Genomic DNA, 21548 nt, shown 5'->3' with positions numbered 1-21548 from the left:
AGGTGTTCAGCCGCTCTCCTCGGCCCAGACCCGCCAGTCGTCCAGCACCCCGTGCAGGGCCGGGGTGAGCCAGCCCGGCGCGGACCGCCGGAACACGCCCGGGTCCATCGCGCCCGCGCCGTCGGGCAGCGCACCGAGCAGGTTCGGCACCAGGTCGGCCAGGTTCGTCCAGTGCACCAGCTCCGGCCGGGCCGGCCAGGCGCCGATCACCACACCCGCCGGCACCGCCCGACGATCCAACGCCTCGAGGGTCAACGCGGTGTGGTTGAGCGTGCCCAACCCGGCGCGGGCGACCACCACCGCGGGCGCGCCGAGCGACACCGCCAGGTCGGCCATCGTCCACGGCTCCCCCGAGGGCCGCAGCCCCATCGGCACCAGCAGCCCACCCGCGCCCTCGACCAACACGAGGTCGTGCTTGTCGGCCTCCGCCCGGACCGCGTCCACCGCCGCGTACAACTCCAACGGCGGCAGGTCGGCGACCCGCGCGGCGGCCAACGGGGCGAGCGGGTCCGGGTAGCTGGCCAACGTACGGCCGGTCAGCGGCGCAGCCAGCCGATCGACCACGTCCACGTCGCCGGGCTCACCGCCGGCCGTGCCGGTCTGGCCCGGCTTGACCACCGCCACCCGCAGCCCGGCGGCCTGCGCGGCAGCCGCGATCGCCGCGGTCACCACGGTCTTGCCGACCTCGGTGTCCGTGCCGGTGACCAGAACCGGCCCCGCCCACCCGCTCACTGGATCACCCTTGTTCGCGACTGCGGGGCTCGCAAACCCGGCGCACTCCTCGCGCTCACGGGATCACCTCTGTTCGCGACTGCGGGGCTCGCAAACCCGGCGCACTCCTCGCGCTCACGGGATCACCTCTGTTCGCGACTGCGGGGCGCTCACGGGTGCCGTGGCCACTATGACGTCCAGCGCCCGCTCGAACGCCGCCCGGGGAACCCCCGCGCTGACCGTGAGTCGCAGGCGGGAGCGGCTGTCCGGGGTGGACGGCGGCCGGAAACAACCCACCGCGACGCCCCGGTCCCGACAGTTCGCGGCCCAGGCGGTCGCCGCCTCCGGGCCCGGGGCGGTCACCGAGATCACCGCCGCGTCCGGAGCGGAGACGGTCAGCCCGGCCGCGCGCAGTCGGCCGACCGCCAACCCCACCCGATCAGACAGCTCGGCCCGCAGGTCGTCACCGTCCTGGGCGAGCCGCAGCGCGGCGTGCACACCTGCGGCGACCGCCGGCGGCAGTGCCGTGTCGAAGATGAACGTCCGCCCGGTCTCGATCAGGTGCCGGACGAACTCGGCCGGGCCGGCGACGACGCCACCGGCACCACCGAGCGCCTTGGACAGGGTGGCGGTGACCACCACGTCCGGCTCGCCGGCCAGCCCGGCGGCCGCCACCGCGCCCGCGCCCGCCGGGCCGGTCAGGCCGAGCGCGTGCGCGTCGTCGACGAGCAGCAGCGCGCCGTGACGGCGGGCCACGGCGTGCAGCCGGGCCAGCGGGGCGAGGTCACCGTCGACAGAGAAGACCGACTCGGTCACCACCACCGCCGGCCGGCCCGGAGCGGCCGCGAGCGCGGCGGCCACCGCGTCCACGTCGGCGTGCGCGGTGACCACCGTCTCGGCACCGGAGAGGCGGCAGCCGTCGATCAGCGACGCGTGGTTGTGCGCGTCGGAGACGAGCAGCGTCCGGGGTTGCACGAGCGCCCGCAGCGCGCCGAGGTTGGCCAGGTAGCCGGAGGAGAAGACCAGCGCGCCGTCGGTGCCCAGCCAACGGGCCAGGTCCTCCTCCAGCGCGCGGTGCGCGTCGGTGGAGCCCCGCACGAGACGCGACCCGGTCGCCCCCAGCCCGTACGCCGACAGTGCCGCCGTGGCCGCGGCGGTGACCTCCGGGTGGGTGGCCAGGCCGAGGTAGTCGTTGCCGGCCAGATCGGTCATCTGCTCGTCGGCCGGACGCGGGTGCAGTCGCCGGGTGAGCCCGGCCTTCGCCCGCAGTTGCGCACGGCGGTCGAGCGCCGCCAGCCAGTCCGCCACCGTCACCCTCCCCCGCCGTGCGTGCCGGTCGGCCCGGACACCCGCCGGGCGAAATTATCACCCGCCGCCACCGGCCCGACGAATCCACTCGGTGCGAGCTGTCCCACGCGCTGGCAGGTCATTCCGGGCGACCGGACGGTTCGGGGCCGGTGTCGGGGCACCTGGCCGGGCCGGGACTTTGGCACCGGCCTAGTAGGGTACGAGCCATGCCAGAGATCCTCGACCAGGCCCGGACCCAGGTCCTGGGTGACGGTGTCGGCCTCGATCAGGCCGGCATCCTCGCCGTGCTGAACCTGCCCGACGAGCACCTGCCCGCCGCCCTCCAGCTCGCTCACGACGTGCGGATGCGCTGGTGCGGCCCGGAGGTCGAGGTCGAGGGCATCGTCTCGCTGAAGACCGGCGGCTGCCCGGAGGACTGCCACTTCTGCTCGCAGTCGGGCCTGTTCACCTCGCCGGTGCGCTCGGTCTGGTTGGACATTCCGTCGCTCGTCGAGGCGGCGAAGCAGACCGCCGCGACCGGGGCGACCGAGTTCTGCATCGTGGCCGCGGTGCGCGGCCCGGACGCCCGGCTGATGCAGCAGATGCGCGAGGGTGTCGCCGCCATCAAGGCGGCGGTCGACATCCAGGTCGCCGCGTCGCTGGGCATGCTCACCAAGGAGCAGGTCGACGACCTGGTCGACATGGGTGTGCACCGCTACAACCACAATCTGGAGACCTGCAGGTCGTACTTCCCCAACGTGGTCACCACGCACTCGTGGGAGGAGCGCTGGGAGACGCTGCGGATGGTTCGCGACTCCGGCATGGAGGTGTGCTGCGGTGGCATCCTCGGCCTCGGCGAGACCGTCGAGCAGCGGGCCGAGTTCGCCGCGCAGCTCGCCGAGCTGAACCCGCACGAGGTGCCGCTCAACTTCCTCAACCCGCGCCCCGGCACGCCGCTGGGTGACCGCCCCGTGGTGGAGGGCAAGGACGCGCTGCGGGCCATCGCCGCGTTCCGGCTGGCCATGCCGCGCACCATCCTGCGGTACGCGGGCGGTCGCGAGATCACCCTCGGCGACCTCGGCACCCGCGATGGTCTGCTCGGCGGCATCAACGCGGTGATCGTCGGCAACTACCTGACCACACTGGGTCGACCGGCAACGGCCGACCTGGAGCTGCTGAACGAGCTGAAGATGCCGGTCAAGGCCCTCTCCGCCACGCTGTGACGACGATGACGACGACGGAGCTGTGGTGCGACAGGTGCGGTGAGTCGGCGACGGCCACCGCCCACCCGGCCTGCGCGTCGGCCCGTCAGTTGGAGCCGCCCCGGTTCTGCCCCGACTGCCGACGCCGGATGAAGGTGCAGGTGCTGCCGGTGGGCTGGTCGGCGGTCTGCGTCGAGCACGGCGAGATCCGGGGCTGAGCCGATGCTGCGAGGGCGGGCGGTGACACTGCGACCGGCAACGGTCGAGGATGTGCCGGCCCTCGCGGCGATCCGGGCCGACCCGGAGGTACGCCGGTGGTGGCGGGGCGGCGACGACCTGGCCGACGCCGTCCGCGCCGACCTCGCCGACGACGACCTGCACGTGTACGCGGTCGAGCACGACGGTCGGGTGATCGGCGCGATCCAGTGGCACGCCGAACCGGACCCGGACTACCGGCACGCCAGCCTGGACGTCTTCCTCGACTCGGCGGAGCGCGGCGCCGGCCTCGGTGGTGACGCCATCCGCACCCTGGCCCGACACCTGATCGACGAGTACGGCCACCACCGCTTCACCATCGACCCGGCGGCGGCGAACAGCGCCGCAATCCGGGCGTACGCGAAGGTTGGTTTTCGCCCGGTGGGGGTGCTGCGCCGTTACGAGCGTGGCGCGGACGGCCGCTGGCACGACGGTCTGTTGATGGATCTGCTCGCCGACGACCTCGTGGAGTGAGCGGGCGATCCACCTCGTTCGGCGCGTCCCTGTTTGCGGCATTTATCCCATAACACCCATATCGGGCTTATCGTGCCTTGGGTGAGAGTGGAGACGAGGGGACCCGCTACCAGCCCGATCCTCGCGGGACGGTTCCGTGGCGACATCGAAGGACTGCGCGGGCTCGCGTTGGTGCTGGTGCTGGTCGGGCACGCGGGCATTCCCGCGCTCCCCGCCGCGTTCGTCGCCGTCGACGTCTTCTTCGTGATCTCCGGCTTCCTGATCACCGGCCTGCTCGTCGACGAGATCCGCCGGACCGGCGGAATCCGCATCGTCGACTTCTACGCCCGACGGGCCAAGCGGTTGCTGCCCGCCGCCAGCGTCGTCCTGGTGGCGAGCCTCCTGCTCACCTACCTCTTCCTGCCCCCGATCCGGTGGTCCGAGACGGCCCGGGACGCCCTCGCCAGCGCCGTCTACGCGATGAACTGGCGGCTGGTGGAACAGTCCACCGACTATCTGCGCACGGAGGAGGCCCCGAGCATCCTCCAGCACTTCTGGTCGCTCGCCGTGGAGGAGCAGTTCTACCTGGTGTGGCCGCTGCTCCTGCTCGTCGTCGCGCTGCCTGTCGCGCGCCGCACGTCGGGGAGTACCGGCGCACGGCCTCCGATGCCGCGCGGTCGCGCGGGCCGACACCGCCGACCGTTCCTCGGCGACCGGATGTCCCCGTGGCTGCTCGGCGCCTTCGCCCTGGTCGGTGTCCCGTCGCTGGCCTGGTCGATGCACCTGAGCCAGACCGAACCCGCGCGTGCGTACCTGGTCACCACCACCCGGATGTGGGAACTGGCGTTGGGCGGCGGCCTGGCGATCCTGGGTGGGCACCTGTCCCGGCTGCCGCGTCCGGCCGCGATCGCGCTCGGCTGGGCCGGTATGACCACCGTCGCCCTCGCCGCGACGCTGATCCGACCGGAGACGGCGGCCTACCCGGGATTTCTGGCGTTGCTGCCGACGCTCGGCGCCGTCGCGATCATCGCGGCCGGTCCCGGCGCCGGACGGTACGGGCCGGCCCTCCTGCTCAACAGGCGGCCGACGCGCGCGGTCGGTGCCGTGTCGTACTCGTGGTACCTGTGGCACTGGCCGTTGCTCGTGGTGGCGGAGGCGCGGTGGGGGCCGCTGGGCACCACCGCCGGACTCGCGATGATCCTCTGTTCGGCGGTGCCGGCGGTGCTGACCTACCACCTGGTGGAGAACCCGTTCCGGTACGCACAGATCTCCGGGGCCCGCGTGCTGCGCATGGGCCTGGCCGCCACCAGCCTCACCGTCCTCACCGGAGTCGGGCTGCAACTGGCGGTCCGACCATCCACGCCGCCAGACCTGGCCGGGGCGCCACTCGCCGGGGCCGCCTCGGTGGGGGCGTCGCCTGTCGATTGGTTCGCCCGCATCACGCCCGATCCGCTCGACGCCCGTGACGACCTGCCCGACGTCTACCGGGACGACTGCGTCACACAGGCACAGGACGCGAGCCTGCGCAGCTGCACCTACGGTGACCGGGACTCGGCGGTCGAGGTGGCCCTGGCCGGCGACTCACACGCGGCGCACTGGGTGCCGGCCCTCCAGGTCATCGCGGCGGAACGCGGCTGGCGGCTGGTCACCTACATCAAGACGACGTGTTCCTTCCTCACCGCGCCGGTCAGCATCGCCGGGCGACCGGACCACAGCTGCACGGAGTGGAACCGCAACGTGCGGAGCGCACTCACCGGCGAGCGGCGGCCCCGGCTGCTCATCGTCTCCAGCGTGACCCAGATCCCGTTGGTGAACGGCAGCACGCCGCCACCGGGCCCGGCGACCGCGGACGCGCAGACGGCGGCGTTGTCGCAGACCTGGTCCGAGCTGACCAGCGCCGGCCTGCCGCTGGTAATTCTTCGGGACACCCCGTCGTTCACCGTGGACATGGCCGAGTGTGTCTCGGCCCATCGCGAGCGGCTCAGCGCCTGCGCGCAGCCCCGGAAGCGTGCGCTCGCCTGGGGCATACCGCAGGAGCGCGCGGCGTCCGCGCTCCCCGACGTGCGTCTGGCCGATCTCAACGACGCCATCTGCCCCACCGAGCCGTGCCCCGCGGTGATCGACGGGTTGCTCGTCTACCGGGACGCCCATCACCTGACCGCCACGTACGCCCGCAGCCTCGCCCCACGGCTGCACGACCGTTTGCGTCAACTCGTGTCGTCGCACCTGCCGTAGGCGGGCGTTGCCGCAGATCTTGGACAGTTACCGTCCGCGCGGAACGGTAACTGTCCAAGATCTCGTCGTGGCGCGGGTCAGGCGATGGCGCAGGGGGTGTTGTTGACGGTGAAGGCCGCCGGTTTCGGGTTGCTGCCGTTGTGCGAGCCGTTGAAGCCGAAGCTCACCGACGTGCCCGGCGCGACCGTGCCGTTGTAGGACAGGTTCGTGGCGGTGACCGCCGTGCCGCTCTGGCTGACCGCCGCCGACCAGCCCTGACTGACGCTCTGCCCAGCGGTGAAGCTGAACCGCAGCGCCCAGCCGTTGATCGCCGTGGTGCCGGTGTTGGTGATCGTGACGGTGGCGGTGAAGCCGTTGTTCCAGTCGGTGGTGGCGTACCCCACCGAGCAGGTGCCACCGACCGGCGGAGCCGCGGTGGTCACCGCGACCGGCGCGGACGCCGCGGAGGTGTTGCCGGCGGCGTCCACGGCCACCACGTAGAACTGGTACGCCGTCGACGCGGTCAGCCCGGTCACCGCGACCGTGCTGCCGGTCGGCGAGCCGACGAGCACGTCGGTCGTGCCGGCCTCGCGGTAGACCCGGTAGCCGGTGACGCCCACGTTGTCGGTCGACGGGGTCCAGGCCAGGGTGAGCCCGGTGGCGGTGACGGCCGAGGCGACAGGCGTGCCGGGGGTGCTCGGTGCGGTGGTGTCGGCGGTGCCGGCGGGCGGCGTGGTCACGGTGAGCTTCGGTGCGGCGGCCGAGGTGTTGCCGGCGCCGTCGCGTGCCACGACGGTGAACTCGTACGACGTCGCCGGCAGCAGCGTCGTGATGGTCAACGTCGTGCCGGTGATCGGTCGGACCAGAACCGTGTCGCTGTTGACCTGGACTTCGCGGACCTCGTAGCCGGCCAGGCCGCTGCCGCCGCTGTCGGTGGACGGCGCCCAGTTCAGGGTGACGGTGCGGGGCCCGAGGGCGGACGCCACCGGGGTGCCCGGGACGGTCGGCGCGGTGGTGTCCGGCACCACCGGCCCCGGCTCCTCACCCCAGACCCGGGTGGTGCCGGAGTACAACGGCACCTTCCGGTTGGGCCCGGCGGTGGCCTGGTACGACGGGTCGTTGGTCGGGTCCCAGGTGCCGCCCTCCGGCACACCGACCTTGAACTGCACCTCCATCCGGTGCTGCGACTGACCGGCCGGCGCGATGGTGTAGCCGGTGCAGTCCACCTCGACGTACCAGATGTCGCCGCTGTACTGCTTGGCCGTGGTCGGCGACGGGCAGCCCTGGGTGTAGCCGGAGGTCACCTGCACCGGGCCGGTGCCGTCGGGCCGGAAGTAGTACCGGAACTTCCCGTCGGTGAGCGCCCGGGCCGGGAACGCGGACTTGTTGTAGACCATCACCTTGAGCCCGGTGGCCCGCGGCTCGGCCTGCGCCACGGTGGTCTCCACGGTCAGCTCGGGGATGTCCGGCGTCTCCGCGACCGGGAAGTTCGCCAGCGGCGTACCGCCGTACTCGGAGGTCAGCCGGACCAGCGCGGACGTGAAGCCGGCGTTGTAGTCGGTGGCCACCTCGTTCATCACGTAGTCCGACCGGCTGTCGCTGTACGCGTCGTTCGCCGAGGACGGGCCGCCGACGAGCGCGCCGTAGAGGGTGTGCCGGGTCTCCACGGGGACGGTCTGGCTGTCCCACCACGACCCGTGCGCGGTGCGGTGGTGCGGGTTCTTCGGCGGGTTGGCGCCGAACCCGATCACGTAGCTGGAGTTACGCGGGTTGTCGCCGAGCGCGTAGTTGATCTGCCGGACGGCGAAGTCGTGGTAGCGGGCCTTGCGGGTGGTGTCGGTGGTCTTGTCGCTGTACACCAGCGCGGCGAAGGAGGTGTTCGCGGCGTAGCGCAGCGCGCCCCACGAGTCGAGCACCGCCATTCCGCCCGGCGAGTACGGCACCCGCTGCCCGTTCACGCCGACGGTCCAGTAGTCCAGCCACCTGTTGGCGTCGTCGACGTACTTCTGCTTGCCGGTCAGGTTGGCCAGCAGCACGTACGCCCCGAACTGCTTGTTGTCCCAGGCGATCGTCCACTTGTAGGAGCGGGTGGTGGTCTGGTTCTCGGTGCCGAGCTTGTCGTACTCGCTCTCGGCCTTGGTCAGGTAGCTGGCCTCGCCGGTGGCCCGGTGCAGCCAGATCGCGGCCCAGACCAGCTCGTCCTGCCAGCCGCTCCACGAGCGGTAGAAGCTCGTCGCGTCGGTGATGCACTCGTGGTAGGCCTTCCGCACCGTGTCGGCGAACGTGTAGAGCTGCCGGGCGTGCCCGAGCAGCTTGTCCGCGTAGGTCGCGTCGGTGGGCCGGAACACCATCGACGACGCGGCCATCGCCGCCGCCGTCTCCCCCGCCAGGTCCGCGCCGCCACAGCTCGCATCGATCTTGTACGCGGGTCGCGCCATCGGCATCACCTCGGCCGGGCCCCACCACTTGTGGTCGTCGTCGCCCTTGCCGACCTGCCCGTAGAGGACGTTCGCCGACGGGTGCGCCTTGATGAAGTAGTCGTTGACGAAGCGCAGGTTGTTGAGCAGGTGCGGCAGTTGCCCGGAGGAGGCGTAGCCGCTGCGGTACTCCACCGCGCCCCAGGCGAGCATGGTGGCGCTGAACGCCATCGGGAAGCCGAACTTGACGTGGTCGCCGGCGTCGTACCAGCCGCCGGTGAGGTCGACACCCGTGCCGGCGCCGTCGGTGAGCGCGCTGTCGCCACGCCAGGAGACGCGGTTCCAGTCGGGTAGCCGCCCGGACTGTTGCGCCTCGTAGAAGAGCAACGACTTCTGCAACGCCTCGGAGTAGTTGTAGGTCGCCGCCGGAGCGGCGGCTGCCGGCCCGGACGGCGGCGCGGTCACCGCGAGGGACGCGCCGGTGAGCAGCGCGACGCCGAGGGCCAGCAGCCGCCGCGGCCAGGGCTGGTCGGCGGCCGGTGACCGGCCGGGTTGGCCGCTGAACGGCCGGGTCAGGTGGCGCATGGCGGGCTCCTGTCGGAGGCGCCGCCGGCGGTCGCGTCGACGCGGGACGGCGTACGGGCGGCACGGCCGCCGGCGGCAGCGGGGGTGGCGGGGTGAACCACGGGTCATGGAAGCGCTCCCATGGATAACCGACAATGTAATGGGCGGTTCGCCGGTTGGGAAGTGGGCGGCCAGCCAAACAAGACCCGTGGATGTTCGGCGCACACGAGGGGCCCTCGTCGCCGCTTACGGTCGGGAGATGGCACTGATCGCACAGCTCTCCCTGGGCGTGTCCGACGCCGAACGGGCCGGAACGCTCTGGGCCGCGGCCCTCGGCTACCGTCGCCGCGAGCCCCGATTCACCGGCGACGAGTGGATCGTGCTGGAGCCGCCGCCCGGGTGTCGGGCGCAGCCCTCGCGATGGACCTCAGCGCCGCGAGCCGCCCGGGCCCTGAGCCGGGCCCTAGGCGAACGCGCCCGTCCGATGCGCCCCGGCGGGGACAGCGAGCGGGACGGTGAGGGTGAGCAGCCCGCCGTCTCGTTCCCCAACGGTGGGCCGGCCCAGCCGGTGCAGCGTCCGCAGCATCGGGTCGTTGCTGGCCTGCACGTGCAGCACCAACGCCGCGTACCCGGACCGGTCGGCGTGCAGGACCATCCGGCGCAGCAACGCCGAGCCGAGCCCACGCCGCTGCCAGTCGTCGCGCACCAGCAGCGCCACCTCGGCCTCGTCGCCCTCACCGAGCAGGTTCGCCATGGCGACCACCGACTCGGCCGTGCCGTCGGCGCCGGTGCTGGTGGCGATCAGGGTCAGACCTCGGCTCGGCTCCAGCAGCCGACGCAGCCGGGCCGGCTGCGGTAGCGCCGCCCCGCCCAGGTAACGCCGCTGCCGGCTGCGCGGCGAGCACCCCTCGTGCAGCTCCACCACGCCGGGCAGATCGTGCGCGTTCGCCGGTCGGACCGCCACCTCGGCGCCGTCGGGCAGCACCAGGGTGACCTGTTCGGCAGCCCGTCGGGCCACGGTGGCGGCCAACTCGATGAGGGCCTGCGCCCGCGCGTACTCCGCCGGGGTGAAGTCGGGCGCGGCCCGGCGCAGCGCGAACGAACCGCCCGCCGGGTCGGCGAGCAGCATGTTGGCCCCGTTGATCCCCCGTTCGACGCCGGCCGCCGCGGGACGCCAGCTGACCACGTCGGCGGCGAGCAGGGCCCGCAACGCCTCGCCCGTCGCGTCCGGGTCACGCACCAGCCGGTTCGCCAGCCCGAGCACCCGGGTGGGCTGGTCGGCCAGACCACGCGCCTCGCTGCGCTCCACCCAGCAGTCCCGACCCCGACCCCGCTCGACGGCGGCGACCAGCCCGGCCTCGTCGAGCGCGTCCGGCGCGTCGACGAGGAAGTCGTCCACCGCGCCCTGCTCGGTGGGCTGCACCTGCACGGTGAGGATGTTGACCCCGCGCAGCGCGAGGCTCGCCGTGAGCACCGACAGGTAACCCGGTCGGTCGTCCACCGTCGCCCGGATCCGCCACAACGTCATGGTTGGCTCCCTTCCCCGGTAAGAGCCTCACCCCCGCCTGTTGCCGCTCGGTTGCCCGGCCGTGTCGGCCCGGGAACTCCTCGGGCCGCTCAGGGGCCGGCGACCACCGGCGGCGCGCCGACGAGGTCGAGGCGGTCACCGAGGATCACGGTGCAGGCGCGGACGAGCTGGGTGAGCCGGTCCACCTCGGTGCTGTGGAAACCCGCCGCGGAGAGCGTCTCGCTGCGCTCGCGGGCCACCACCAGCACCAGGCCCGCCCGGCCGAACGGCGCGATCGCGTGGTGGGTGCCGTCGGGCGTGGTCATCGACCGACCCCGCAGCGGGGTCACCTCCGGCAACCGCGGGGGTACGGGGGCACGCCAGCTCGCGTGCCCCACGGTCGCCCCGCCACCCCCGGTGCGCGAGGCCCAGTCGACCGGCACCACGGCGGCCACCGCCCAGTCGGCGGCCAGCAACCCGGGCACCGCGTCGACGAGGGTGGCCAACCCGTCGGCCGGGTTGGCCGCGACCTGGGCCAGCAGCTCCGCGTCCTGGCCGGTGGTGGTGGGCGCGCCGATCGCCCGCCACACACCGTCCACCCGCACCCCAGGAATCGCCGCGAGGCCGGCCAGCAGGCGCTCCACCCGTGCCGCACCCGGCCAGACCACGGTGAAGTCGTCCACCGCGCGCCCGCCGAGCCGTTCGAGGACCACCACCTGGACGATGTCCGCCCCGGAGACGCCCAACGTGCGGGCGACCTGACCGAGGGTGCCCGGACGGTCCGGCAGGGTGACCCGAACTCGCAGCAACATGTCTGTCCCTCCGCTCGGCGGGCCGGCGAAAGGAGCCGCCGGCAGGCTGCTCCCAGCCTGGTCGTTGACCATTTCGTCCCTGTTGCAGCGGCATATCCCGGCGGGAAATTCTGACCTTGACAACGTGAGCGGGCTGCCATCAACTAGTCGGATGAGTGATCCGGCCGTCGATGCGTCGCGGCCGGAGGCCGTCCCCACCTCACCCGCGGGTCTGCCCCTGGACCGCCTCGCCGACCACCTGGCCCAGCACCGACCCGAACTGCTCGTCGGGCCGTTGCGCGCCCAACTGATCGCCGGCGGCAAGTCCAACCTCACCTACCTGCTGCACCTCGGCGACCGCGAGATGGTGCTGCGCCGCCCCCCGCTGGGGCACGTGCTGGCCACCGCGCACGACATGGGGCGCGAGTTCCGGGTCATCTCGGCGCTCGCGCCGACCGAGGTGCCGGTGCCGGGCGCGCTGCTGCTCTGCGCCGACCCCGAGGTGATCGGCGCACCGTTCTACCTGATGGAACGGATGCCCGGCGAGGTGTTCCGCACCCGCACGCAGACCGACCCGCTCGGCGACGAACGACGCCGCGACCTTGCCATGGCGATGATGGACACGCTCGCCGCACTGCACAGCGTCGACCCGTCCACCGTCGGGCTGGCTGACTTCGGCCGCCCCGAGGGCTACCTCGCCCGGCAGGTCCGCCGCTGGGCCGGGCAGCTCGACCGCTCCCGCAGTCGCCCACTGCCCGGCATCGACGAGCTGCGGGACCTGCTCGCGGCGACCGCCCCGGAGGGCGCGAACGCCGGCCGGATCGTGCACGGCGACTACCGGCTGGACAACCTCCTCGCCTCGGCCGACCCGATCGCCGTGCACGCGGTGCTCGACTGGGAGATGGCCACCCTCGGCGACCCCCTGGCCGACCTGGGGCTGCTGCTGACGTACTGGGACGTGCTCGGGGGCAGCGACACCGCCGCGGGCAACCCGGTCGCCGACGGGCTCGGCCCGCGCGCCGGCTTCCCCACCGGCGGCGAGCTGATCGACCGGTACGCCGGCCGCAGCGACGTCGACGTCGGGCCGCTGCACTGGCACGTGGCGCTCGGCTGTTTCAAACTCGCGGTCATCTGCGAGGGCATCCACTACCGCCACACGCTCGGGCAGACGCTCGGCGAGGGCTTCGACCGGATCGGCGAGATGGTGGCACCGCTGGTCACGCACGGGCTGAGCGCCGCCAGGGAGCGGTGATGGACTTCTCATACGACGCCCGGACCGAGGAACTGCGCGACGAGCTGACCCGGTTCCTGACCGAGCACGTCTACCCGGCCGAGCCCGTGCACGCCGAGCAGGTGGCCGCCGGGGACCCGTGGTCGCGTACCCCGGTGTTGGCCGAACTGAAGGCGGAGGCCCGCAAGCGCGGCCTGTGGAACCTCTTCCTGCCCGACCCGCGCTACGGCGCCGGCCTGACCAACCTCCAGTACGCTCCCCTGGCCGAACTGACCGGCCGCAGCCCGCACCTCGCGCCGGAGGCGGTCAACTGCGCGGCACCGGACACCGGCAACATGGAGTTGCTTGCCGAGTTCGGCTCGGACGCCCAGCGCGAACGCTGGTTGATGCCGCTGCTGGAGGGCGAGATCCGCTCGGCGTTCTGCATGACCGAGCCGGACGTGGCGTCCTCCGACGCCACGAACATCGCCACCCGGATCACCCGCGACGGCGACGAATACGTGATCAACGGGCGGAAGTGGTGGTCGTCCGGGGCGATGGACCCGCGCTGCGAGATCTTCATCGTGATGGGCAAGACCGACCCCACCGCCGACCGACACCGCCAGCAGAGCATGGTGCTGGTCCCCCGGGACACCCCCGGGGTGACCGTGCGCCGGGGCATGACCGTCTTCGGTTACACCGACGGTTCGCACGGCGGGCACGCCGAGATCGACTTCACCGACGTCCGGGTGCCCGCGGAGAACCTGATCGGCGCCGAGGGCACCGGTTTCGCCATCGCCCAGGCCCGGCTGGGGCCGGGCCGGATCCACCACTGCATGCGATTGATCGGAATGGCTGAACGGGCATTGGAGCTGCTCTGCAAGCGGGCGCTCGAGCGGATCGCGTTCGGCCGACCGCTTGCCGAGCAGGGCGTGGTCCGGGAGTGGATCGCCGAGTCCCGGGTCCGAATCGAGCAGGCCCGGCTGCTGGTGCTCAAGACTGCCTGGCTGATGGACACCGTCGGCAACAAGGGCGCGCACACCGAGATCCAGGCGATCAAGATCGGCACGCCGGCGATGGCGGAGTGGGTCATCGACAAGGCAATCCAGGGGTACGGCGGCGCCGGCGTCAGCCAGGACACCCCACTTGCCGCCCTCTGGGCACAGACCCGCACCCTGCGCCTCGCCGACGGTCCCGACGAGGTCCACCGCAACTCCCTGGCCAAACGCGAACTCCGCCGCTGGACCCCCTAACTGCGGGTGGGGTCAGGCGGAGGCTCGGTGGACCAGTTGGGTGTCCAGCAGGATGTGCGAGGCGGGTAGTTCCTCGCCGCGGATCCGGGCCACCAGCAGGCGCGCCATCTGCCGGCCCATCTCCTCCACCGGCTGAAAGACCGTGGTCAGCGGTGGCTCCGCCCGTAGCGCGATCGTCGCATCGTCGAAGCCGATCACCGCGACGTCCTGCGGTACGCGACGGCCGGCCTCGCGCAGGGTACGCAGCGCACCGAACGCCATCAGGTCGGAGGCGACGAAGACCGCGTCCAGGTCCGGGCAGGCGTCCAGCAGTCGACGCATGGCGGCGGCGCCGCTGCTCTCGCTGAAGTCGCCGTACGCGATCAGGTCGGGGTTGACACCCGCCCCGGTGGCCTTGACCGCCTCGGTGTAGCCGGTCAGCCGGGCCAGGCCGACGCCCATGTCCTGCGTGCCGGCGATGGTGGCGATGCGTCGCCGGCCCTGCCGTGCCAGGTACTCCACCGCCTGCCGGGCCCCGCCAACGTTGTCCACGTCGACGAACCAGGCCGGTTGGGCACCCGGTTGGAGCATCCGGGCGGGGCGACCGCCGAGCACGGCGGGCAGGCCGCGCTCCTCGAGCAGCGTCGGCAGCGGGTCGGAGTCGTGCAGCGACAGCAGCAGGACGCCGTCGACGTGCTGGTTGGTGAGGTGGTGCTCGACCCGCTCCCGCTCCACCGGCGACTGGGCCATGGCCAGCCAGAGCTGCATCGGCGTCTCCAGCAGCCCGGAGCTGATGCCCCGCACGATCGCGGCGAAGAACGGCTCGGTGAAGACCCGCTCGCCGGATTCGGACACCACAAGCGCGACGGAGTCGGTCCGCTGGGTCACGAGGGCACGAGCGGCCCGGTTCGGCACGTACCCCAGCTCGGCGATGGCCTGTTGGACCGCGGCCCGGGCCTCCGGGCTGACCTGGGGCGAGCCGTTGACCACGCGGGAAACCGTGCCCCGGCCGACGCCGGCACGCGCCGCGACCGCGTCGAGGGTCGGGCGCCCGAGCGACCGGGTGCGCTGCGTTGTCATCGTCTGCTCCTCCGACGGCGGGCGGACCCGGCGCCACCTGCGGGAGGTGGGCACCGGGGCCGTCCTGATGGCTGGCCCGAGCCTACTGTGCGGCCAGACCGTTGCGCCGGATCACCGAGGCGTACCACTTGGCGCTGGACTTGGGGGTGCGGACCTGGCTGTCGTAGTCGACGTGGATCATGCCGAACCGCTTGGTGTAGCCCCAGGCCCACTCGAAATTATCCATCAACGACCAGGCGAAGTATCCCCGCAGCGGCACCCCGGCGTCGATCGCCTCGTGCGCCGCCCGCAGGTGGGCGTCGAAGAAGGCGAGCCGTTCGACGTCGTCGACCTCCCCGTCGACGACCGAGTCGACGAACGCGGAGCCGTTCTCGGTGACGTACAGCGGCAGGTCGGTGTAGCCGTGCACCCGACGCAGCGTCTCGGTCAGGCCCGGAGCGTCGATCTCCCAGCCCATGTCGGTGACGGGGACACCGCGGCTGACGAACCGGACGTCCTCGCTGCCCGGCCAGCACGACGGGGTCAGGTCGGCCACGACGCCCTCGACCGGCGCGGCGACCACGTGCCGGCTGTAGTAGTTGACCCCGACCAGGTCCAGCGGCGTGGAGATGGTCGCCAGGTCGCCGTCGCGCACGTGGTCGAAGTCGGTCACCGTGCTCAGGTCGGCCACCAGATCCTCCGGGTACGACCCGCGTAGCAGAGGGTCCAGGAAGAACCGGTTGGCCAGCCCGTCGATCCGCCGGGCGGCGTCGACGTCGGCCGGGGTGTCGCTGGCCGGGTCGACCGGGTAGAGGTTGACGGTCACACCCACCTCGGCGGTCGGCCGGGCGGCCCGCAGTGCCTGCACGGCCAGGCCGTGACCGAGCATCAGGTGGTGACCGGCGCGCACCGAATCCGCCCCGTTGGTGCGGCCGGGGGCGTGCACGCCGGAGCCGTAGCCGAGGAACGCCGAGCACCACGGCTCGTTGAGCGTGGTCCAGTAGCGCACCCGGTCACCGAGCGCGTCGGCCACCAGGCTCGTGTAGTCGGCGAAGCGGGCCGCGGTGTCCCGGGCCGGCCAGCCGCCGGCGTCCTCGAGTGGCTGCGGCAGGTCCCAGTGGTAGAGGGTGAGCCACGGCTCGATGCCGTTGGCCAGCAGTTCGTCGACGAGCCGCCGGTAGAAGTCCAGGCCCTGCGGGTTGGCCGCGCCGGTGCCGCCGGGCTGCACCCGGGACCAGGAGACCGAGAAACGGTACGACTTCAGGCCCAGCTCGGCCATCAGCGCGACGTCCTCGCCGAGACGGTGGTAGTGGTCGCACGCCACGTCGCCGGTGTGCCCGGCGAGGACCCGACCGTCGGTGTGGCTGAAGGTGTCCCAGATCGACGGGGTGCGGCCGTCGACGGCCGCCGCCCCTTCGATCTGGTACGCCGCCGTCGCGGCCCCCCAGAGGAATCCGGGTGGAAAGGTCAGCCCGGGGCGCTCGTCGAGGACGTCGACGGCGGGTGGGCTGGCGGGGTTGCTCACGACTTGACGGCACCTTCCATGATCCCGCCAATGATCTGGCGGCCGAACACGAGGAAAACGATCACCAGGGGGATGGTGCCGATCGCCGTGGCGGCGAACACCTGGGAGTAGTCGGTGTAGTAGGCGTACGAGAGGAAGGAGAGCGAAACCTGCAGGGTCGGGTTCTCCGGGGTGAGGATGGCGTACGGCCAGAGGAACGAGTTCCAGGTCTCCATGAAGGTCAGCAGACCGAGGACGCCGGCGGCGGGGCGCAGTGCGGGAAGCACGATGTTCCAGTAGATCCGGAACGTGCTGGCCCCGTCGACCCGACCGGCCTCGATCAGCTCGTCGGAGATCGCCTGGCTGGCGTACTGCCGCATCATGAACACGCCGAAGGCGCTGACCAGGAACGGCACGGTCACCGCGTAGAGGGTGTCGTACCACCCGAGGTCCTGCATCATGCCCCAGAGCGGGATGATGCCCATCTGGGTCGGGATCATCATGGTGATGATGATCGCCAGCAGGAGGGCGTTGCTGCCCCGGAAGCGCAGCTTGGCGAAGGCGAACCCGGCCAGCGAACCGGTGAGCACCACCGAGATGGTGACCACCGAGGAGACGATGATCGAGTTGATCATGCCGGTGAAGAAGTTGGCGGCGTCGTTGTCGAGCACCCGCTGGAAGTTGTCACCGAACGCTCCGCCGGGGGTCACCGGTGGCGGCACGTCGTTGATGTTGTCCAGACTGCGGGTGCCGATCACGATCATGTAGTAGAACGGGTAGATCGACAGCAGCGCCGCCAGGACGAGCGCCACGTAGGTCAGCGGGCTGGTGCGCCACAGGCGCTGGGAAGCCGAGATCATCGATCTCTCCTCACTTCGCCGAGCGGCGGACGAGTAGGAAGTTGAACAGCGACACCAGGACGATGATCATGAAGATCGCCCAGGCGACCGCGGCTCCGTAGCCGGCGGTGTTCAGGTTCTCGATGCCCATCTCGTACATGTACATGGCCAGCGTCTGGAACTCTCGCTGGTCGCCGCCGAGGATGTTGCCGTTGCCGAAGAGCAGCGGCTCGGTGAAGAGCTGCATGCCGCCGATCGTGGACAGGATGACCACGAAGATGAAGGTGGGCTTGAGCATCGGCAGGGTGATCTGCCAGAACTGCCGCCACGGGCCGGCGCCGTCGATCTCCGCGGCCTCGTAGAGGTCCTTCGGGATCGCCTGCATCCCGGCGAGCAGGATCAGGGTGTTGTACCCGGTCCACCGCCAGTTGACCATCGTGGAGATGGCGAACCAGGAACTCCAGCGCTGCGAGTCCCAGTCGACCGCGTCGACACCGACGAGGCTGAGCAGCCAGTTGAACAGGCCGAACTCCCGCTGGAACAGCATCCCGAAGACGATCGCGACCGCCGCCACCGACACCACGTTCGGCACGAAGATGGCCATCCGGAAGAAGGTCTTGGCACGCAGGAAGGTCCGGTTGAGCAGGTTCGCCAGGAAGAGGGCGAGCAACAACTGCGGAATGGTCGACAGGGCGAAGATGCCGAACGTGTTGACCAGCGCGTTCCAGAAGTACTCGTCGGACACCAGCCGGGTGTAGTTGTCGAAGCCGATGAACGAGTGGTCGCCGATCATGTCCCAGTCGTGCAGCGACATCCAGGCGGTACGCAGCATCGGGTACAACCCGAACACGCCGAAGATCACGAAGAACGGCGCGATGTAGAGGTACGGCGAGTACTTGACGTCGAGACGGTTGAATAACCTGCCCCGGGTACGTCGGGAAGAGACGTCGGGGGAAGGCGGTGCTGCTGGCGACGGCGGTGCCGTCGTGGCCGACAGGCTCATGCGAAATTCCTTTTCCGGCGAGGCCCGGGGGCCCTCGCGCAGGGCGCTACGCGGAGGGGACCGGCCGGTGGCGTCCGGGAAGCCCCGAACGCCACCGGCAGGGAATCACTCAGAAGGCGCCCTGAGTCTTGGCGTCCTTCGTGAACTGCTCCCAGGCCTTCGCCTTGTCGGCCTGCCCGTTCTCGAACGCCCGCAGTGCCGGCTCGAACGCGTTCTCCTTCACCGCCTGGTGCTTCGGACCCAGGTGGGTCGGCTGGATCTTGGCGACGCTCTCACCGAAGATCTTGCCGGTCGGCGCGTTGCTGAAGTACTCGTTGGTGTAGCTGAGGAACGCCTCGTTCTTCAGCGCCTCCAGGTTGGTGGGCAGCGGGCCCTTGAGCTTGAAGGCCTCCACCTGGCTCTTGGCGTTGGTGAGGTACTCGGCGAGCTTCGCCGCCTCCTTCGGGTACTTGCTCTGCTCCGGAACCGCGAGCCAGGAGCCGCCCCAGTTGCCGCCGCCACCCGGCACGGACGCGACGTCCCACTTGCCCTTGTTCGCCGGACCGGAGTTGTCCGAGACGATGCCGAGCATCCAGGACGGGCAGAAGGTGACCGCGAAGGTGCCCTGCTTGAAGCCACCCGACCACTCCGGCGACCAGGTGGACGTCTTGGCGGAGATGTCCACCATCGACGTGGCGGTGTCCCAGGCGTTCTTCACCGCGGGGCTGGTGTCCGCGATGATGTTGTTCTCCTTGTCGTAGAACAGGTCACCGTTGCCCTGGAACATGACACCGTTGGAGACGGCGGTGATCGAGTCGACGAACGCCTTGCCGGTGGCCTGCTTGTACTTCCGCCCGGTCTCGTGGAAGCCGTTCCAGTCCGACCAGAGCGCCGACACCTGGTCGCGCTCGGTGGGCAGGCCGGCAGACTGGAACAGGTCCTTGCGGTAGCAGACGGCGAGGCTGCCGACGTCGGTCGGCAGGCCGACCAGCCGGCCGTCCTGCGACTTGCCCAGCTCCCACTTCCAGGGCAGGTATTCCTTCGAGTGGTCGGCGATCAGCGGGTTGAGGTCGACCCAGTTACGCGGGTTGGTCTTGAACTCGTTGAGGATGCCCTCTTCCAGGGCGGTGACGTCCGCCGCGCCCTTGCCGGTGGCCAGGTAGCGGACCAGCTTCGGCCGGTACTCGCTGAGCTGTGCGGTCTTGCGCAGCTCGACCTTGATGCCGGTGTCCTTCTCGTACTGCTTGACGAGCTCGTCGTAGCCGAACTCGCTGAAGGTGTCGACGACCAGCTTGGTCGGCTTCTCGCCGGCCGCCGGCTTGTCGTCGTCGTTGCCGCAGGCCGCGAGACCGCCGATTGCGGTGATCGCGGCCAGGGCAGCGGCCGCCAGGCGGGTACGCCGCGTGGTGACACTCATGCGCTGACCCCTCTTTCCGGGTGGTGAGGCTGGATGGGTGTGGTGGGGGGTGCCCGTCGCGCCAGGCCGGAGTTCGTGAGTGAGCCACGCCACCTCCGGGAGCGCTCCCATGAGATTGCCGGCGGGTAACGGGAGTGTCAATAGGACGTTGGGAGCGTTCCCAGATCGTTACCGCTGCCCACTCCCACCCCACCGACAACACAAACTCCGAGGCCAAACCCCCGCCCGACCCCCGCCGCAGCCGGCCACACCCGGTCGCACCCCCTCGACACCCTCTGTCGATCAAGAGATTTCGGTCAGCAATCACGGCTCCGCTGACGCAAACCTCTTGATCAACAGAGAGGCGATCGGGCCCCGGTGGGGGTTGGGGGGTTGGGGGGTTGGGGGGTTGGGGTTGGGGGGTGGGGGGTGGGGGTTAGCAGAAGCGGCGGAGCAGGGTGGTTGCCCGGTCGGCGTCGAAGCGGGACGGGTCGAAGGTGGGACCCGCCCAGTCACGCAGGAGCGCGTGGCGGGAGCTGGCGAGGTCGGCCGGAGCGGCCTGATCGTCCAGGGCTTCAAGCAGCGCCTGATAGCCCAACGGCCCGCCGATCCCCTCCGGCGGGCAGGCCCCCTCGCCGGCCGGGCAGACCGGGTAGCGCTCGTCCGGGTCGGCGGTCAGCGCGTCCTCCACGACCAGATCGTGCTCCCACCAGTCGCCGAAGTCGTAGGTGTAGGAGAACCGGCTGCCCTTGCCGAGCACCGCGTCCAACCGCGCGTCCAACTCGTCGTGCAGGCCCAACTCCCCGTCCGGGTCGGGCTCGCCGTACTGCACCGCGTCGATCTCGAACGAGTGCAGGTGACAGTCGCGCCACCCCATCGCGTGCTGCACCACCCGGTGCAGCCGGTCCAGCGTGTAGCCGGCCGGCACGAGCACCCGACGCCACACCGGCGGGCGGGTGCCGGCCAGGGACATCTTCAGCTGGAAGATCTGACGCGGCATGCTGTCCTGTCCTCCCGCGGCTTAGGCTGCGAGCATGATCTGCCGAGCGTGCCGGGCCCGGCGACACGACGACTGCCCGGGCCGGAACTGGTGCGACTGCCAGCACCGTACCGCCGAACCGACCCCTCCGGTCATCGGTCCGGTCGGCGAATGACCGTCGGAATTCCGATCCGACGGCTCTGGCCGGAGCCGTCCACGCAGCCGCTCGACGACGCCGCGCTCACCACCCTCTACGGTCGTGTCGACCAGCCCCGGCTGCGGGTCAACTTCGTCGCCAGCCTGGACGGGGCGGTCACCGTGGACGGCTACTCCGCCGGGCTCTCCGGCGCGCCGGACAAGCGGGTGTTCGGCCTGCTGCGGATGGTGTGCGACGCCCTCGTGGTGGCCGCTGGCACGCTCCGCCACGAGGCGTACCGGGCGGTTCGGCTGAACGAGACCCGCCGCGCCTGGCGTCGCGACCACGGGCTGGCCGAGTACCCCACGCTCGTGGTCGTCTCCAACTCGCTGGACCTGGACCCTGCGCAGGCCGCCTTCGCCGACGCGCCGGCACGGCCCATCGTTCTCACCCACGCCGACGCCGACCCGCCGCCCGGGCTGACCGACGTCGCCGACCTGCTGCGGTGCGGCGCCGAACGGGTCGACCTGACCGCCGGCCTCGCCGAGCTGCACGGACGCGGGCTGACCCAACTGCTCTGCGAGGGCGGCCCGCACCTGTTCGGGGCCCTCACCGCCGCCGACCTGGTGGACGAGCTGTGTCTCACCGTCTCGCCGCTGCTGGCCGGCCCGGGCCCCGGCCGGATCACCGCCGGCGAGGCCGCGCCGCCCCGGCACCTGCCACTGCGCCATGTGCTGGCCGCCGAGGACGGCGTCCTCATGCTCCGCCACGCCCGTCCGTGACGGGGTGTCGCCGGCTCGCACACCCACC

18 protein-coding genes are annotated in these 21548 nt (G+C 71.4%); 7 read left to right on the top strand and 11 right to left on the bottom strand.

Going from position 1 to position 21548, the window contains the following annotated elements; genetic code table 11:
- Positions 1-6 precede the first annotated feature (6 nt).
- Positions 7-732 (bottom strand): dethiobiotin synthase, encoded by a 726-nt coding sequence (gene bioD, locus AB0C15_RS08945; RefSeq protein WP_357350243.1) that lies wholly within the window; start codon positions 730-732, stop codon positions 7-9.
- A 114-nt stretch (positions 733-846) separates the two neighbouring features.
- Positions 847-2019, bottom strand: a complete 1173-nt coding sequence (locus AB0C15_RS08940; protein WP_357350241.1) for an 8-amino-7-oxononanoate synthase — start codon at positions 2017-2019, stop codon at positions 847-849.
- Positions 2020-2225: 206 nt separating this feature from the next.
- On the opposite strand from AB0C15_RS08940, the gene bioB reads away from it, so the two are divergent.
- The 4 genes from bioB to AB0C15_RS08920 all read left to right on the top strand — a co-directional run bounded on the left by bioB (position 2226) and on the right by AB0C15_RS08920 (position 6143).
- Positions 2226-3221, top strand: a complete 996-nt coding sequence (bioB, locus tag AB0C15_RS08935) for a biotin synthase BioB (protein ID WP_357350239.1) — start codon at positions 2226-2228, stop codon at positions 3219-3221.
- A 5-nt stretch (positions 3222-3226) separates the two neighbouring features.
- The gene (locus tag AB0C15_RS08930) at positions 3227-3418 is read left to right on the top strand and encodes a hypothetical protein (protein WP_357350237.1); all 192 of its coding nucleotides are present in this window, start codon (positions 3227-3229) and stop codon (positions 3416-3418) included.
- 4 nt (positions 3419-3422) lie between these two features.
- Positions 3423-3929 carry a GNAT family protein gene (locus AB0C15_RS08925; RefSeq protein WP_357350235.1) on the top strand — a complete coding sequence of 169 codons (507 nt, stop codon included), beginning with the start codon at positions 3423-3425 and terminating at the stop codon, positions 3927-3929.
- A gap of 81 nt (positions 3930-4010) precedes the next feature.
- Entirely contained in the window at positions 4011-6143 is a 2133-nt protein-coding gene (locus tag AB0C15_RS08920) for an acyltransferase family protein (protein WP_357350233.1), read from the top strand.
- 77 nt (positions 6144-6220) lie between these two features.
- Here AB0C15_RS08920 and AB0C15_RS08915 read toward each other — a convergent pair whose 3' ends face one another.
- From AB0C15_RS08915 to AB0C15_RS08905, 3 genes are all read right to left on the bottom strand, one after another.
- On the bottom strand, positions 6221-9124 hold the full coding sequence (locus AB0C15_RS08915) for a glycoside hydrolase family 9 protein (protein ID WP_357350231.1): 2904 nt from the start codon (positions 9122-9124) through the stop codon (positions 6221-6223).
- 442 nt (positions 9125-9566) lie between these two features.
- On the bottom strand, positions 9567-10631 hold the full coding sequence (locus AB0C15_RS08910) for a GNAT family N-acetyltransferase (protein WP_357350229.1): 1065 nt from the start codon (positions 10629-10631) through the stop codon (positions 9567-9569).
- Positions 10632-10720: 89 nt separating this feature from the next.
- Positions 10721-11422, bottom strand: coding sequence for an amino acid-binding protein (locus AB0C15_RS08905; RefSeq protein ID WP_357350226.1), 702 nt, complete (start codon positions 11420-11422; stop codon positions 10721-10723).
- A 151-nt stretch (positions 11423-11573) separates the two neighbouring features.
- On the opposite strand from AB0C15_RS08905, the gene AB0C15_RS08900 reads away from it, so the two are divergent.
- Together AB0C15_RS08900 and AB0C15_RS08895 are read left to right on the top strand one after the other, a co-directional pair.
- Positions 11574-12653 (top strand): phosphotransferase family protein, encoded by a 1080-nt coding sequence (locus AB0C15_RS08900; RefSeq protein ID WP_357350224.1) that lies wholly within the window; start codon positions 11574-11576, stop codon positions 12651-12653.
- Positions 12653-13864 (top strand): acyl-CoA dehydrogenase family protein, encoded by a 1212-nt coding sequence (locus AB0C15_RS08895; protein WP_357350222.1) that lies wholly within the window; start codon positions 12653-12655, stop codon positions 13862-13864. The genes AB0C15_RS08900 and AB0C15_RS08895 overlap by 1 nt, the downstream gene beginning before the upstream one ends.
- 12 nt (positions 13865-13876) lie before the next feature.
- Here the strand turns inward: AB0C15_RS08895 and AB0C15_RS08890 are convergent, their stop codons facing one another.
- The 6 genes from AB0C15_RS08890 to AB0C15_RS08865 all read right to left on the bottom strand — a co-directional run bounded on the left by AB0C15_RS08890 (position 13877) and on the right by AB0C15_RS08865 (position 20623).
- The gene (locus tag AB0C15_RS08890; protein ID WP_357350220.1) at positions 13877-14923 is read right to left on the bottom strand and encodes a LacI family DNA-binding transcriptional regulator; all 1047 of its coding nucleotides are present in this window, start codon (positions 14921-14923) and stop codon (positions 13877-13879) included.
- Positions 14924-15005: 82 nt separating this feature from the next.
- Positions 15006-16427 carry a GH1 family beta-glucosidase gene (locus AB0C15_RS08885; protein WP_357350218.1) on the bottom strand — a complete coding sequence of 474 codons (1422 nt, stop codon included), beginning with the start codon at positions 16425-16427 and terminating at the stop codon, positions 15006-15008.
- Complete coding sequence (locus tag AB0C15_RS08880) at positions 16424-17266, bottom strand: carbohydrate ABC transporter permease (RefSeq protein WP_357350216.1); 843 nt, start codon at positions 17264-17266, stop codon at positions 16424-16426. Before AB0C15_RS08880 ends, AB0C15_RS08885 begins: the two co-directional genes overlap by 4 nt.
- Positions 17267-17276: 10 nt before the next feature.
- A complete protein-coding gene (locus AB0C15_RS08875) occupies positions 17277-18248 on the bottom strand; it encodes a sugar ABC transporter permease (RefSeq protein WP_357350214.1) in 972 nt (323 codons plus the stop codon).
- A gap of 109 nt (positions 18249-18357) precedes the next feature.
- Entirely contained in the window at positions 18358-19644 is a 1287-nt protein-coding gene (locus AB0C15_RS08870) for an extracellular solute-binding protein (RefSeq protein WP_357350212.1), read from the bottom strand.
- Between the two features lie 415 nt (positions 19645-20059).
- Positions 20060-20623 (bottom strand): plasmid pRiA4b ORF-3 family protein, encoded by a 564-nt coding sequence (locus AB0C15_RS08865; protein WP_357350210.1) that lies wholly within the window; start codon positions 20621-20623, stop codon positions 20060-20062.
- Between the two features lie 150 nt (positions 20624-20773).
- On the opposite strand from AB0C15_RS08865, the gene AB0C15_RS08860 reads away from it, so the two are divergent.
- The gene (locus AB0C15_RS08860) at positions 20774-21520 is read left to right on the top strand and encodes a pyrimidine reductase family protein (protein ID WP_357350208.1); all 747 of its coding nucleotides are present in this window, start codon (positions 20774-20776) and stop codon (positions 21518-21520) included.
- Positions 21521-21548: the final 28 nt, after the last annotated feature.

It is taken from the genome of Micromonospora sp. NPDC048835 (assembly GCF_040649995.1).
GTDB lineage: Bacteria > Actinomycetota > Actinomycetes > Mycobacteriales > Micromonosporaceae > Micromonospora.
The sequence above is the reverse complement of the archived record's forward strand: the minus strand, read 5'-3'. Positions and strand labels throughout refer to the sequence as shown.

Coding starts and splice junctions, on each gene's coding strand:
- bioB (WP_357350239.1), top strand. CDS start 2,226: ATGCCAGAGATCCTCGACCAGGCCCGGACCCAGGTCCTGGGTGACGGT.
- AB0C15_RS08930 (WP_357350237.1), top strand. CDS start 3,227: ATGACGACGACGGAGCTGTGGTGCGACAGGTGCGGTGAGTCGGCGACG.
- AB0C15_RS08925 (WP_357350235.1), top strand. CDS start 3,423: ATGCTGCGAGGGCGGGCGGTGACACTGCGACCGGCAACGGTCGAGGAT.
- AB0C15_RS08915 (WP_357350231.1), bottom strand. CDS start 9,124: ATGCGCCACCTGACCCGGCCGTTCAGCGGCCAACCCGGCCGGTCACCG.
- AB0C15_RS08910 (WP_357350229.1), bottom strand. CDS start 10,631: ATGACGTTGTGGCGGATCCGGGCGACGGTGGACGACCGACCGGGTTAC.
- AB0C15_RS08905 (WP_357350226.1), bottom strand. CDS start 11,422: ATGTTGCTGCGAGTTCGGGTCACCCTGCCGGACCGTCCGGGCACCCTC.
- AB0C15_RS08900 (WP_357350224.1), top strand. CDS start 11,574: ATGAGTGATCCGGCCGTCGATGCGTCGCGGCCGGAGGCCGTCCCCACC.
- AB0C15_RS08895 (WP_357350222.1), top strand. CDS start 12,653: ATGGACTTCTCATACGACGCCCGGACCGAGGAACTGCGCGACGAGCTG.
- AB0C15_RS08890 (WP_357350220.1), bottom strand. CDS start 14,923: ATGACAACGCAGCGCACCCGGTCGCTCGGGCGCCCGACCCTCGACGCG.
- AB0C15_RS08880 (WP_357350216.1), bottom strand. CDS start 17,266: ATGATCTCGGCTTCCCAGCGCCTGTGGCGCACCAGCCCGCTGACCTAC.
- AB0C15_RS08875 (WP_357350214.1), bottom strand. CDS start 18,248: ATGAGCCTGTCGGCCACGACGGCACCGCCGTCGCCAGCAGCACCGCCT.
- AB0C15_RS08870 (WP_357350212.1), bottom strand. CDS start 19,644: ATGAGTGTCACCACGCGGCGTACCCGCCTGGCGGCCGCTGCCCTGGCC.
- AB0C15_RS08865 (WP_357350210.1), bottom strand. CDS start 20,623: ATGCCGCGTCAGATCTTCCAGCTGAAGATGTCCCTGGCCGGCACCCGC.
- AB0C15_RS08860 (WP_357350208.1), top strand. CDS start 20,774: ATGACCGTCGGAATTCCGATCCGACGGCTCTGGCCGGAGCCGTCCACG.